Annotated in this window: 13 protein-coding genes; 7 read left to right on the forward strand and 6 right to left on the reverse strand. The window is 59.9% G+C overall.

Annotated features, from left to right (window positions below; genetic code table 11):
- From AOA60_RS33300 to AOA60_RS05630, 3 genes are all read right to left on the reverse strand, one after another.
- Nucleotides 1-187, reverse strand: a 187-nt coding sequence (locus AOA60_RS33300) for a hypothetical protein (RefSeq protein WP_218240568.1), incomplete at its 3' end; no start/stop codon positions are given.
- Between the two features lie 77 nt (nt 188-264).
- Nucleotides 265-1,758, reverse strand: coding sequence for a CoA-acylating methylmalonate-semialdehyde dehydrogenase (locus AOA60_RS05625; protein ID WP_099583550.1), 1,494 nt, complete (start codon nt 1,756-1,758; stop codon nt 265-267).
- Between the two features lie 39 nt (nt 1,759-1,797).
- Nucleotides 1,798-3,147, reverse strand: a complete 1,350-nt coding sequence (locus tag AOA60_RS05630) for an aspartate aminotransferase family protein (RefSeq protein WP_027607942.1) — start codon at nt 3,145-3,147, stop codon at nt 1,798-1,800.
- A gap of 125 nt (nt 3,148-3,272) precedes the next feature.
- Here AOA60_RS05630 and AOA60_RS05635 point away from each other — a divergent pair, with 125 nt between their 5' ends.
- The 6 genes from AOA60_RS05635 to AOA60_RS05660 all read left to right on the forward strand — a co-directional run bounded on the left by AOA60_RS05635 (nt 3,273) and on the right by AOA60_RS05660 (nt 9,272).
- Nucleotides 3,273-4,193 carry a LysR family transcriptional regulator gene (locus AOA60_RS05635; protein ID WP_099583551.1) on the forward strand — a complete coding sequence of 307 codons (921 nt, stop codon included), beginning with the start codon at nt 3,273-3,275 and terminating at the stop codon, nt 4,191-4,193.
- An 88-nt stretch (nt 4,194-4,281) separates the two neighbouring features.
- The gene (locus AOA60_RS05640; RefSeq protein WP_099583552.1) at nt 4,282-5,676 is read left to right on the forward strand and encodes a uracil-xanthine permease family protein; all 1,395 of its coding nucleotides are present in this window, start codon (nt 4,282-4,284) and stop codon (nt 5,674-5,676) included.
- Nucleotides 5,677-5,763: 87 nt separating this feature from the next.
- Nucleotides 5,764-6,423, forward strand: coding sequence for a TetR/AcrR family transcriptional regulator (locus AOA60_RS05645; RefSeq protein WP_099583553.1), 660 nt, complete (start codon nt 5,764-5,766; stop codon nt 6,421-6,423).
- Nucleotides 6,424-6,435: 12 nt separating this feature from the next.
- Nucleotides 6,436-7,017, forward strand: coding sequence for a YigZ family protein (locus AOA60_RS05650; protein ID WP_099583554.1), 582 nt, complete (start codon nt 6,436-6,438; stop codon nt 7,015-7,017).
- A 57-nt stretch (nt 7,018-7,074) separates the two neighbouring features.
- Nucleotides 7,075-7,761, forward strand: coding sequence for an SDR family oxidoreductase (locus AOA60_RS05655; RefSeq protein WP_099583555.1), 687 nt, complete (start codon nt 7,075-7,077; stop codon nt 7,759-7,761).
- A 152-nt stretch (nt 7,762-7,913) separates the two neighbouring features.
- A complete protein-coding gene (locus AOA60_RS05660; RefSeq protein WP_099583556.1) occupies nt 7,914-9,272 on the forward strand; it encodes an 8-oxoguanine deaminase in 1,359 nt (452 codons plus the stop codon).
- A gap of 63 nt (nt 9,273-9,335) precedes the next feature.
- Here the strand turns inward: AOA60_RS05660 and AOA60_RS05665 are convergent, their stop codons facing one another.
- Nucleotides 9,336-10,427, reverse strand: coding sequence for a calcium:proton antiporter (locus AOA60_RS05665; protein WP_099583557.1), 1,092 nt, complete (start codon nt 10,425-10,427; stop codon nt 9,336-9,338).
- A gap of 193 nt (nt 10,428-10,620) precedes the next feature.
- Between AOA60_RS05665 and AOA60_RS05670 the strand changes: the two genes are divergently transcribed.
- Nucleotides 10,621-11,574 (forward strand): adenosine deaminase, encoded by a 954-nt coding sequence (locus AOA60_RS05670; RefSeq protein WP_099583558.1) that lies wholly within the window; start codon nt 10,621-10,623, stop codon nt 11,572-11,574.
- Nucleotides 11,575-11,620: 46 nt separating this feature from the next.
- Here AOA60_RS05670 and AOA60_RS05675 read toward each other — a convergent pair whose 3' ends face one another.
- Together AOA60_RS05675 and AOA60_RS05680 are read right to left on the reverse strand one after the other, a co-directional pair.
- Nucleotides 11,621-12,307: a helix-turn-helix transcriptional regulator gene (locus AOA60_RS05675; protein ID WP_099583559.1), complete on the reverse strand. Its 687-nt coding sequence runs from the start codon at nt 12,305-12,307 to the stop codon at nt 11,621-11,623.
- Between the two features lie 138 nt (nt 12,308-12,445).
- A complete protein-coding gene (locus AOA60_RS05680; RefSeq protein WP_099583560.1) occupies nt 12,446-13,372 on the reverse strand; it encodes a LysR family transcriptional regulator in 927 nt (308 codons plus the stop codon).
- Between the last annotated feature and the right edge of the window lie 85 nt (nt 13,373-13,457).

Here is a 13,457-nt window from a genome sequence, read left to right on the forward strand (position 1 = left end):
ATTCTACAGCGTTACACGCTGCTGTCAACACCTCTTTTTCAACTTCCTTTTGGCTTCGATGAACTGAAGCAACCTGCTGCCGAAAACTGCATAACTCATTGTTTACCAAGGCGTTTTCCGTTTCGACTGCGCCGGAAGTGGGGCGAATTATAGGCTTCCAGAATCTGGCGTCAACCTTCTTTTTCATATTTCTGTCATATAAGTCAAAAATGCCCCTGAAACGCAAAAGCCGGCCCCGGGGGCCGGCTTTGCGCCTACCAAGCCTTACAGGCTAGGGAAAGCGAACTGCGACGCTTCATGGCTCGCCCGCTGCGGCCAACGCTGGGTAATTGCCTTGCGACGGGTATAGAAACGCACCCCGTCCGGCCCATAGGCATGCAGGTCGCCAAACAGCGAGCGCTTCCAGCCACCAAAGCTGTGATAAGCCACCGGCACTGGAAGTGGAACGTTCACCCCAACCATGCCCACTTCAATCTCATCACAGAACAGACGAGCCGCTTCACCATCACGCGTGAAGATACACGTCCCGTTGCCATATTCGTGGTCGTTGATCAGTTGCATCGCCGCTTCCAAACTGCTCACCCGCACCACGCACAACACAGGCCCGAATATCTCCTCCTTATAGATACGCATCTCAGGCGTCACACGGTCAAACAGGCTGCCACCGAGGAAGAAGCCCTCTTCATTCCCGGCAATACTCAATCCACGGCCATCAACCACAAGCTCCGCCCCCGAAGCGATACCGTCTTCTATATAGCCGCTGACCTTATCCCGTGCCTGCCCTGTCACCAGCGGCCCCATATCCAACCCAGAGGTCGTGCCAGCGCCAATCTTCAGCGCCTTGATCTGCGGCACCAACTTGGCGATCAATGCATCCGCAACCTGGTCACCCACGCACACCGCCACCGAGATCGCCATGCAACGCTCACCGCAAGAACCATATGCCGCGCCCATCAAAGCACTGACTGCGTTATCCAGATCCGCATCCGGCATCAGCACCGCATGGTTCTTCGCCCCACCCAGCGCCTGTACGCGTTTTCCGCGCTTGGTCGCTTCGGAGTAGATGTACTCGGCAATCGGCGTCGATCCCACAAAACTCAGCGCCTTCACTTCCGGCGCCTCAATCAGCGCATCCACCGCGCCCTTGTCGCCATGCACCACACTCAACACACCCTTAGGCAGGCCGGCTTCCTGCAACAATTGCGCAATCAACAACGTCGAACTGGGATCACGCTCAGAAGGTTTCAGGATGAAACAGTTACCGCACACGATTGCCAGCGGATACATCCAAAGCGGCACCATCGCCGGGAAGTTGAACGGCGTAATACCCGCCACCACGCCCAAAGGCTGGAAGTCCGACCAGGCATCAATGTTCGGACCCACGTTGCGACTGTACTCGCCCTTCAGAATCTCCGGCGCCGAGCATGCGTACTCAACGTTCTCGATACCGCGCTTCAACTCACCCGCCGCGTCTTCCAGGGTCTTGCCATGCTCCTCGCTGATCAACTGCGAGATGCGCGCTTCGTTCTGCTCCAGCAACTGCTTGAAACGAAACATCACTTGGGCACGCTTGGCCGGCGGCGTATTGCGCCAAGCCGGGAATGCGACTTTGGCTGAGTCGATCGCCTGTTGAATGGTTTCACGGCTGGCCAACGGCACCTGGTGAATCACCTGGCCGGTGGACGGGTTGTACACGTCGGCACTGCGACCGCTGTCGTTGACCAACTCACCGTTGATCAAATGCTGGATAAGGCTCATGCAGGGCTCCTGAAAAGTTGTTCTATATAGAAGGAGAAATCAGTCGATCTTGTTCAGCACTTCGCCGACCGCATCAAACAGGCGGTCCAGGTCCTGCGGCTTGCTGTTGAAGGTTGGCCCGAACTGCAGAGTGTCACCACCAAAACGCACGTAGAAACCGGCTTTCCACAAGGCCATGCCGGCCTCGAATGGACGCACGATGGCATCACCGTCACGCGGGGCAATCTGGATCGCACCGGCCAGGCCGTAGTTGCGAATGTCGATCACGTTCTTGCTGCCCTTCAAGCCGTGCAGCGCATTCTCAAAGTGCGGAGCGACTTCGGCTACGCTCTGCACCAGGTTTTCCTTCTGCAACAGGTCGAGTGCCGCCAGGCCAGCCGCGCAAGCGACGGGGTGCGCCGAGTAGGTATAGCCGTGGGGGAATTCCACCGCGTACTCAGGCGTCGCCTGGTTCATGAAGGTCTGATAGATCTCGCTGCTGGCAATCACCGCGCCCATTGGAATCGCGCCGTTGGTGACTTGCTTGGCGATGCACATCAGGTCCGGGGTCACGCCAAAGCTGTCGGCGCCAAACATCGAGCCGGTACGGCCGAAACCGGTGATCACTTCGTCGAACACCAGCAGAATATTGTGCTGATCGCAGATTTCACGCAGGCGCTTGAGATAACCCTGCGGTGGCACCAGCACGCCCGCGGAGCCAGCCATCGGCTCGACAAACACTGCCGCGATGTTGGACGCGTCATGCAGTTCGATCAGCTTGAGCAGCTCATCGGCCAACGCGATGCCACCCTGCTCAGGCATACCACGAGAGAAAGCATTGCTCGCCAGCAAGGTGTGTGGCAGATGGTCGACGTCCATCATCGCCTGGCCAAACATCTTACGGTTGCCGTTGACACCGCCCAGGCTAGTGCCTGCGATGTTCACACCGTGATAACCACGGGCGCGGCCGATCATCTTGGTCTTGGTGGCCTGGCCTTTCAGGCGCCAGTAAGCCCGCACCATCTTCACCGCCGTATCAGCGCACTCGGAGCCGGAGTCGGTGAAGAACACATGATTCAGGTTGCCTGGGGTCAAGTCGGTAATCTTTTCCGCCAGCTGGAAGGACAACGGATGACCGTACTGGAAGCCCGGGGAGTAATCCAAGGTACCCAATTGCTTGGCGACCGCTTCCTGGATTTCCTTACGCGTGTGCCCTGCGCCGCACGTCCACAGGCCTGACAGCGAGTCGTACACCTTGCGGCCCTTGTCATCGGTCAACCAGCTGCCTTCGGCGGCCACGATCAAACGTGGGTCTCGCTGGAAGTTGCGGTTGGCGGTGTAGGGCATCCAGTGCGCGTCCAACTTCAATTGGCTGGCCAGGGACGATGGGGCGTTTTCGGGCATGTTCATCAGCAAAACCTCGCAGGGCAAAAGGCAGCGTCGGGATTGAAAAGCGTTCTTGCAGCTAAATTGCCATGGCGATAAAGTCGGTGAAATTCAACTCTTCTAACCTTCAGTCAGGCCTTCACTAAACTATGAGCAGCCGTCGACCCGATCCCCTGGCCCAAGTCAGCGACTTTGATATTCGTCTGCTGCGCATCTTTCGCAGTGTGGTGGAGTGCGGTGGGTTCTCGGCGGCGGAAACCGTGCTCGGCATCGGGCGCTCGGCCATCAGCCAGCAAATGAGCGACCTAGAACAGCGTCTCGGATTACGTCTGTGCCAACGCGGCCGCGCAGGTTTTTCCCTGACGGAAGAGGGCCGCGAGGTTTATCAATCGGCCCTGCAACTCTTGAGTGCGCTGGAAAGTTTCCGCACCGAGGTCAACGGCCTGCACCAGCATTTGCGCGGAGAGTTGATCATCGGCCTTACCGACAACCTCGTCACCCTGCCCCATATGCGCATTACTCACGCCCTGGCCCAATTAAAGGAACGCGGCCCGGACGTGCAGATCCAGATCCGCATGATTGCCCCCAATGAGGTCGAACAAGGCGTACTCGACGGTCGCCTGCATGTCGGTGTAGTACCACAGGCCAGCGCCCTCTCCGGATTGGAGTACCAACCGTTATATAGCGAACGCTCGCTGCTCTACTGCGCAGTCGGCCACCCGCTGTTTTACGCCGACGACAAGCAATTGGACGACGAGCGCATCGACAGCCAGGACGCCATCGCACCGACCTTCCGCCTGCCTGCTGAAATCCAGGCCCATTACCAAGCCCTTAACTGCACCGCCAGCGCCTCGGACCGCGAAGGCATGGCGTTCCTGATTCTCACCGGCCGTTACATCGGCTACTTGCCCGACCACTACGCCAGCCTGTGGGTGCAACAAGGCCGACTGCGCGCGCTGAAATCGGCTACACGTTTTTACGATTTAAGCCTCGCATCGGTCACCCGCAAGGGACGTCGCCCTCATTTGGTGCTGGAAAGCTTCCTCGACAGTCTGGCCACAACGCGCTAGCACGGGGCTTACGCTAAAAGCTGAGCAACTGGACAGCTTTTTGCAAGGACAGATGGAACATGAACCATCCGCCTTGAGTTAACCCGCCATGCCACCAGAATCTAGCAGCCCCAGCGACCTGATCTACGGCCTCAACGACCGTCCCAAACCGGCGCCAGCCTTTTTGGCCGCACTGCAACATGTGCTGGCGGCGTTTGTCGGCATCATCACCCCGCCACTGATCATCGGCTCCACCCTGGGCCTGACCGCCCATTTGCCCTACCTGATCAGCATGGCGTTGATGGTTTCCGGTGTCGGCACGTTCATCCAGGCGCGCAGGCCATTTGGCATCGGCGCGGGGATGATCTGCCTGCAAGGCACCAGCTTTGCCTTTCTTGGCGCGGTGCTGTCGGCGGGTTTCCTGGTGAAACAACGCGGCGGCAGCCCGGAAGACATCATGGCGATGATCTTCGGCGTGTGCTTTTTCGGTGCCGTGGTGCAGATCGTGCTGAGCCGTTTTATCGGCCAACTACGCCGAGTCATCACGCCGTTGGTGACCGGGATTGTCATCACGCTCATCGGCATCAGCCTGATCAAAGTGGGTATCACCGACCTCGGCGGTGGCTTCAATGCAGCGGATTTCGGTGCGCCCACCAACCTTGCGTTGGGCCTGTTCGTGGTGCTGACGATCATCCTGCTCAACCGCTCCAACACGCCGTGGGTGCGGCTCTCGGCCATCATCATCGGCCTCGCGCTTGGCAGCCTCGCGGCCTGGTTCAGCGGAAAACTGGTGCCCCAAGCCCTGCCAGACTTGCCTCTGATGAGCCTGCCAATACCGTTTCGCTTTGGCTTCAACTTCGACTGGAGCGCTTTCCTACCGATCGCGCTGATTTACCTGATCAGCAGCATCGAAACAGTCGGCGACCTCACCGCCAACTGCATGATCGCGCGCCAGCCCATCAGCGGCCCTTCTTATATAAGCCGACTCAAGGGCGGCGTGCTGGGTGATGGTGTGAGCTGCATGATCGCCGCCACCTTCAGCGCCTTCCCCAACACCACCTTTGCTCAGAACAACGGCGTGATCCAACTCACCGGCGTCGCCAGCCGTTACGTTGGCTTATATATAGGCGTGGTGCTGTTTTGCCTCGGCTTGTTTCCGTTGATTGGCGCGGTGTTGCAGCAAATCCCCAAACCCGTATTGGGCGGCGCGACCCTGGTGATGTTCGGCAGTGTGGCGGCCGCAGGCGTGCGCATCCTTGCCCAGGCGCCGCTGGACCGCCGCAGCATGCTGATCATCGCCACGTCGTTTGGCGTCGGCCTGGGCATCGCCGCGCAACCGAACTTGCTGCACCTGATGCCGACCCTGGTGCAGAACCTGTTTGACTCGGCCATCACCAGCGGCGGGCTGACGGCCATCGTGCTGTGCCTACTGCTGCCGGAGTCGAAGGCGACTGAAGCTGCCGCAAACCACGCGCCGGAAAGCGACACACTGGAACCGCTTTAAGGGTTTTATTGCATCAGGACTTGTCTGAGGCTTGAGGGTGGGTTATCTGTGCACACGTCGTCTCTATCGATCAGCACGGTAATCTCCATGAGCCTCGAAGTTCCTGCCCACAGCAACCACGCCGGTAAGCCCGCCAGCCGCATTCGGCAAAAGAACGAACAAGCGATTCTCCAGGCTGCTGAAGATGAATTCGCGCGCCATGGCTACAAGGGCACCAGCATGAACACCATTGCTGCCAGTGCCGGATTGCCGAAGGCCAACTTGCACTACTACTTCACCAACAAGCTGGGCCTGTATATCGCCGTGCTCAGCAATATCCTCGAACTGTGGGACAGCACCTTCAACACGCTGACCGCCGAGGACGACCCGGCCGTGGCCCTCTCCCGCTACATCCGCGCCAAGATGGAGTTTTCGCGACGCCAACCCCAGGCCTCGCGGATCTTTGCGATGGAGATCATCAGCGGCGGCGAATGCCTAACCGAATATTTCAGCCAGGACTACCGCACCTGGTTCAGTGGCCGAGCGGCCGTGTTCCAGGCCTGGATCGACGCCGGCAAGATGGATCCTATCGACCCGGTACACCTGATCTTCCTGCTATGGGGCAGCACCCAGCACTACGCCGACTTCGCCACGCAGATCTGCCGCGTCACCGGTCGCACCAAGCTGACCAAGCAAGACATGGAAGACGCGGGCACCAACCTGATTCACATCATTCTCAAAGGCTGCGGCATCAAGCCGGCCCTCTAGACGAAGCCACTTATGCCTTTCACGCTCACCGGTCTTTGCGAATTTCGTGAAGAAATACGCAAAAGCCGCTTCATCACCCTCGCCGCGCCAATCACCAGCCCACAGGACGCCCAGGCATTTTTCGAGCAACACAGCGACCTGAACGCCACGCACAACTGCTGGGCCTGGAAGCTGGCCGACCAATACCGCAGCAGTGACGACGGCGAACCCGGTGGCACTGCCGGGCGACCGATTCTGGCAGCTATCGAAGCCCAGGGTTTTGATCAGGTCGCCGTGTTGGTGATTCGCTGGTACGGCGGCATCCAACTGGGCACCGGCGGCCTCGCCCGTGCCTATGGCGGCGGTGCGAATAAATGCCTGCAGAATGCCGAGCGCCTCGAACTGATCAGCCGCGTGCCGTTGAGTTGCGCCTGTGGTTTCTCCGAGTTGAACCTGGTGAAACTGCGCGTGGCTGAACTCGGTGGCCTGGTGGTGGAGGAACACTTCACCGCCAACGGTGTGGAGCTGCAACTGGCACTGGGTGAAGCGCACATCGACACGCTCCAGGCGCAGCTTGCCGACCTGAGCCGTGGGCGTATCCTGCTGCAACGCTGAAACTGTTACTGTAATTTGCTGAATCCCCCTGAACCGCGACTCCAAAGGAAGCTTTTCATGTCTACGCCAAAAACCGCACTGATCATCGGCGCCTCGCGCGGGCTGGGCCTTGGCTTGGTCAAGCAACTGCTCCAGGACGGCTGGGACGTAACCGCCACCGTACGTGATCCGAGCAAGGCCGATGCCCTGAAAGCCGTGGGCCCGGTACAGATCGAAAAACTCGACATGGACGATCAGCAAGCCGTGATCGCCCTGGCCCAGCGCCTCAAAGAGCGCACCTTCGACCTGCTCTTCGTCAACGCCGGCGTCAAAGGCCCGGCCAACCAGGAACCTGGCCACGCCACCCTGGCGGAAGTCGGCCAACTGTTTTTCACCAACGCCGTGGCGCCGATCAACCTGGCGCAGCGCTTTGTCGGACAGATCCGCAAAGACAGCGGCGTGCTCGCATTCATGAGTTCGGTGCTGGGCAGCGTGACCATCCCCGACGGCTCGGACCTGGCGCTGTACAAGGCCAGCAAGGCCGCGCTCAACTCCATGACCAACAGCTTCATCACACAACTGGGCGACCACAAGCTCACCGTGCTGTCGCTGCACCCAGGCTGGGTAAAGACCGACATGGGCGGCGAAAACGCGCACATTGATGTCGACACCAGCGTGCGCGGCCTGGTGGATCAGGTAAATGCCTACACCGGTAAAGGCGGCCACCACTTCGTGGACTACAAAGGCGACACCATCGCCTGGTAAACACCCCATTGATAGCGTCTTTTTCCTACGAGTAGACCAGATCCCGAACTACACGTAATCTACCCAGCTCGCCCTCACGGGCGACCCTGGATCAGCAGACAGGGCAACACTGAGCTGGCAAACCTGAACCCATCATTCAGAGGAGCCGGCCAATGCCTGCGACCCGTATCTGGTTAAAAAACCCCCTCGCGATTTTCACTGCCAATGGCCTCGATGCCCGTGGCGGCCTGGTGCTGCAAGACGGTGTGATCACCGAAGTGCTGGCCCAGGGGCAAGCACCCGCACAGCCCTGTGCCGAGGTGTTCGATGCCCGCGAGCATGTGGTCCTGCCGGGGTTGATCAACACCCACCATCACTTCTATCAGACCCTCACCCGCGCCTGGGCGCCAGTGGTCAACCAGCCGTTGTTTCCCTGGCTGAAAACCCTGTACCCGGTGTGGGCGCGGCTGACCCCGGAAAAGCTCGCCCTGGCCACCAAGGTTGCACTGGCTGAGTTGCTGCTCTCCGGCTGCACCACCGCGGCCGACCACCACTATCTGTTCCCCGACGGCCTGGAAAATGCCATCGATGTGCAAGTGGAAAGTGTGCGCGAACTGGGCATGCGCGCGATGCTCACCCGAGGCTCCATGAGCCTGGGCGAAGCCGACGGTGGCCTGCCGCCGCAACAGACCGTGCAACAAGGCCAAGTGATCCTCGACGACAGCCAGCGCTTGATCCACGAATACCACGAGCGTGGCGACGGCGCGCAGATCCAGATCGCCCTGGCGCCCTGCTCGCCGTTCTCCGTCACCCCGCAAATCATGCAAGCCAGCGCCGAACTGGCCAACAGCCTCGACGTGCGCCTGCACACCCACTTGGCGGAAACCCTCGACGAAGAAGATTTCTGCCTGCAACGCTTCGGCCTGCGCACCGTGGATTACCTCGACAGCGTCGGCTGGCTTGGCCCACGCACCTGGCTGGCCCATGGCATTCATTTCAACCCGGATGAAATTGCCCGCCTCGGCGCCGCCGGTACCGGGATCTGCCACTGCCCAAGCTCGAATATGCGCCTGGCGTCCGGCATCTGTCCGACCCTCGACCTGCTGGCTGCCGGCGCGCCGATCGGCCTGGGCGTGGACGGTTCCGCCTCCAACGACGCGTCGAACATGATCCTCGAAACCCGCCAGGCCCTGTACATCCAGCGCCTGCGTTACGGCGCGGAAAAAATCACCCCGCAAGGCGTGCTCGGTTGGGCTACCAAAGGTTCGGCGCAGTTGCTGGGGCGTACGGACATTGGTGAGTTGGCCGTCGGCAAACAGGCCGACCTGGCGCTGTTCAAACTCGATGAGCTGCGGTTCTCCGGCAGCCATGATCCGATTTCGGCGCTGCTACTGTGTGGTGCGGATCGGGCAGACCGGGTGATGGTAGGGGGCAAATGGCGGGTCATTGATGGCCAGGTGGAAGGGCTGGACCTGAAAGGCTTGATCGCCGATCACACCCAGGCGGCCCGACAACTGATCGCCGGAACCTAAGCAAACACACTTCAAAAGGTGGGCGAGGGTTTGACCTCTCCCACACCTTTATCTGCTGTGTTCCTACAACCCCAGCAGAGACAACATGATAAACGTCGCAAACAACACAAAATGGGTCATCCCTTCGATGGCATTGGTTTCGCCATCGTTGAGGTTGATCGCGCTGACAATCAACGTGATAAACACCATCACGGTTTGCACTGGCGTCATCGCCATCTGGAACGGCTGGCCAGTGTAGAGCGCCATCGCCTCCATCACCGGCACTGTCAAAATCACCGTCGACAACGACGCACCCAGCGCAATGTTCACCACTGACTGCATGCGATTGGCCAATGCAGCGCGCAACGCTGTCAGGATTTCCGGTGCTGCCGAGATCGCCGCGACCACAATCGCCGTGATCACCGGCGGTGCGCCCGTGCCTTCCAGACCCAGGTCGAGGGTTTTGGACATCACCTCGGCCAGCGCGCCAATCACAATCACGCCAAACACCAGCGTGCCAATGGAGAACGCCAGGTTCACCGGCGGCGTCTGCTCCTCTTCCGGCAGTTTCTTGCGGCGTTTTTCCGGGTAGCTGTAGCTGAAGAAATAACTGTGAGGCCCCACCTGCATGCGCAGGAACAGGGTATAGAGCACCACCATCGCGCCAATGGTGAAGGCTGAGTAAATTTTCCAGTCGGCTTCGGGGATAAATTCCGGCACCACCATCGACACGCCCATGGCCGTCAGGATCATCACGCTGTAGGTACGCGCCGAGTCATCGTTGTAGGACTGCTCGCCATGTTTGATGCCGCCCATCAACGCGGCCAGGCCGAGGATGCCGTTGATATCCAGCATTACCGCGGAGTAAATGGTGTCACGCACCAAGGTGGGCGACGGCTCGTTGCTCATCATTATCGCCAGGATCACCACTTCCACCAGCACGGCGGCCAGGGTCAGGATCATCGTGCCGTAAGGGTCGCCGACTTTTTCCGCCAATTGCTCGGCGTGATGGGCCACACGCATGGACGCCACCACGATAAAACCGATCAGCGCCACGCCTGCCAGCAGCGCGACCATTTGCCCGCTGTGCAGCATCCAGTGCTCCAGCGGGTAGGCGGCGATGGCAGCAATCAGCGCCAACAGCATGAATTTTTCTTGCTTGAGAGAGGAGAGCATTCGGGGCCTTTTCGTACAGCAAATCAGTCATTGATGGGGTACAGACTGCGCCACGCTGCTAACGTTTCGTTACACCTTAGTTCAGAACCCTATTGCGTGAATTAAACGAATACTCTCCTGCCGGTCAGGTTTTACCGATTATTTCAGCCATGACCTGTAGAATGCGCCCATTGCACCTGATGAGAATTTAGACATGTACGATTGGCTCAACGCCCTGCCCAAGGCTGAACTGCACCTGCACCTGGAAGGCTCGCTGGAGCCTAAGCTGCTGTTCGCCCTGGCCGAGCGCAACAAGATTGCGCTGCCATGGAACGACGTCGAAACCCTGCGCAAGGCCTACGCCTTCAACAACCTGCAAGAGTTTCTCGACCTGTATTACAAGGGCGCCGATGTGCTGCGCACCTCCCAGGACTTCTACGACCTGACCTGGGCCTACCTGCTGCGCTGCAAAGAACAGAACGTGATCCACACCGAACCCTTCTTCGACCCGCAAACCCACACCGACCGTGGCGTGCCGTTCGAAGTCGTGCTCAACGGCATCGCTGCTGCACTCAAAGATGGCGAGCAGCAACTGGGCATCACCAGCGGCTTGATCCTCAGCTTCCTGCGCCACCTGAGCGAAGACGAAGCGCAGAAAACCCTCGACCAGGCGCTGCCGTTCCGTGACGCGTTCGTGGCCGTGGGCCTGGACAGCTCCGAGATGGGCCACCCGCCGAGCAAGTTCCAGCGGGTGTTCGACCGGGCCCGTCATGAAGGCTTCCTCACCGTTGCCCACGCCGGCGAAGAAGGCCCACCGGAGTACATCTGGGAAGCCATCGACCTGCTGAAAATCCAGCGAATCGACCACGGTGTGCGCGCCATCGAAGACGAGCGCCTGATGCAGCGCATTATCGACGAGCAGATCCCGCTGACCGTGTGCCCGCTGTCCAACACCAAGCTTTGCGTGTTCGACGACATGGCCCAGCACAATATCCTCGACATGCTGGAACGTGGTGTGAAGGTGACCGTGAACTCCGATGACCCGGCGTACTTTGGTGGTTATGTCACCGAGAACTTCCACGCGCTGTACACCTCTCTGGGCATGACCCAGGACCAGGCCAAACGTCTGGCGCAGAACAGCCTGGATGCGCGACTCGTAAAGCCGTGACGTAAGCAAATGTGGGAGTGAGCGCCTGTGACGAGGGCGTTTGCTCCTAAAGCGCAGCCAATCGGGCGATTTCCGCCACCCCGACGTCGTTGACCACCACGGCCCGGGCCTCGTTGACCAAGCTGATCCAGTTCGATTGCAGGAACAACTGCAACAGCCCCGCGCCCAACGCGCCACCCAGGTGCGGTTGCTGCTGGCTCCAATCGAAACAGTCGCACACCAGCGGTGATGCCAGGGCTTGAGTAAAAATACCCAGGCCCGCCAATTGCTGCACACCCTTGACCGTGACTTCAATGCGTTGCTCGCGACGCTCGATCCACCCCGCCACCAACATCCGTTCATACAGCCCCGCCGCCAGCTCACCGCCGAGGTGACCCCGGCACAGCCGAACATGGCGCAACAATGGTGGCGCCACCAACGCCAAGGGTGGAGCATCCGGCGAACTGCGTATTGCGCTGGCCAGGGTGGTACTGGCCAAGGCATCGATGGCGACGCTCACGTCGACAGCCGCCACGCGGAACAGCCGTTTACCGCGCCGGGCTTCGATCCGTAGCAAACCACTCCCAGTCAGCCGTGCCAGATGCGCATTGGCCGAGGCCGGCGACAGCCCGGCAAGCGTAGCCAGTTCCTCAGAGGACTTGGCCGAGCCGTCCATCAGGGACCAGAGCATGGCGGTGCGTTTTGGCTCAGCGAGCAAGCTGGCGATCTGACTGATGCATGGTGCCTCTTCCATCGATTCACTCCCTGTCGACTTATTTTTGTACTGCGGTTGGCGCCAAAGTATAGGGGCGTAAACCGGCAGTTCCTTAGCGTCTTACAGCGCGAATAGGGACAGCATCTGAGTGAAATTTCCTTGTGTGATGGAGGCTATTTACCTAGCGCCTAATCGCTCCGGCAATTGAGCGGTCAATGTCGCACAGCGAGACACGAGCATTTCTCGCAACAGGTTGATGGGTTTGCTCAACTGCGCGCGATGCGCGCACAACAGATTGAGCGGTGTGCGCTCGCCGCGCAGCTCCGGCAGGATCAGGCGCAGGCGCCCGGCCAGCACGTCGGTGCTCACATCCAGCCAGGATTTATAGGCAATGCCTACACCGGCGACGGCCCAGCGGCGCACCACGTCGGCATCGTCGCTGAAGCGGTCGCCACTGACCGTCAGGCTGACGTCGCGCTTGCCGTCGTGAAAGGTCCAGTGGTCATGCACGCGACTGCCGAGCATATACAGCAGGCAATTGTGCTGGGCCAATTGCTCCAGATGTCGCGGCTCACCGTGGCATGCGAGATAACTGGGCGCCGCGCACAGCACACGAACGTTGTGCGGCGCGACGGGCAGTGCAACCAGGCTGGAATCCTCGGGTTCGCCATAGCGCAGGGCAATGTCCACCGGCTGGCGAAACAGGTCGGCAATCCGGTCACCCAACAACAGGCGCACGGTGAGCTGCGGGTACTCACGCTGGAATTCGTCCAACCACGGCAGCAGTTGGTTGCGGCCAAAATCCGAGGGGGCCGACAGTTGCAGCACACCGCTGACATGGTCCTGGCCGCTGGCCAACAGGCGCCGCCCTTCATCCAGAGAACTCAACGCGGCGCGGGCATACTCCAGAAAGCCTTCACCTTCGGCCGTCAGGCGCAGGCTGCGGGTGGAGCGCGCCAGCAAACGTGTGCCCAACTGCTGCTCGATACGCTTGAGTGCCGCGCTGGCCACGGCGGGCGACAAGTCCATCACCCGCGCCGCCGCCGACAAACTGCCCAGGTCGGCCGCGCGCACAAACAACTGCAAATCATCAAAGCGCAGCATGCTCTCCCCCGATTATCAAAATTCTATTGAAACAGAGTGCTGTTTTAGCGGCTTTTATGTTCTTGGGAAATAACCAATTATTTGC

This window comes from Pseudomonas sp. 2822-17 (genome assembly GCF_002742485.1).
Taxonomy (GTDB): domain Bacteria; phylum Pseudomonadota; class Gammaproteobacteria; order Pseudomonadales; family Pseudomonadaceae; genus Aquipseudomonas; species Aquipseudomonas cyclaminis.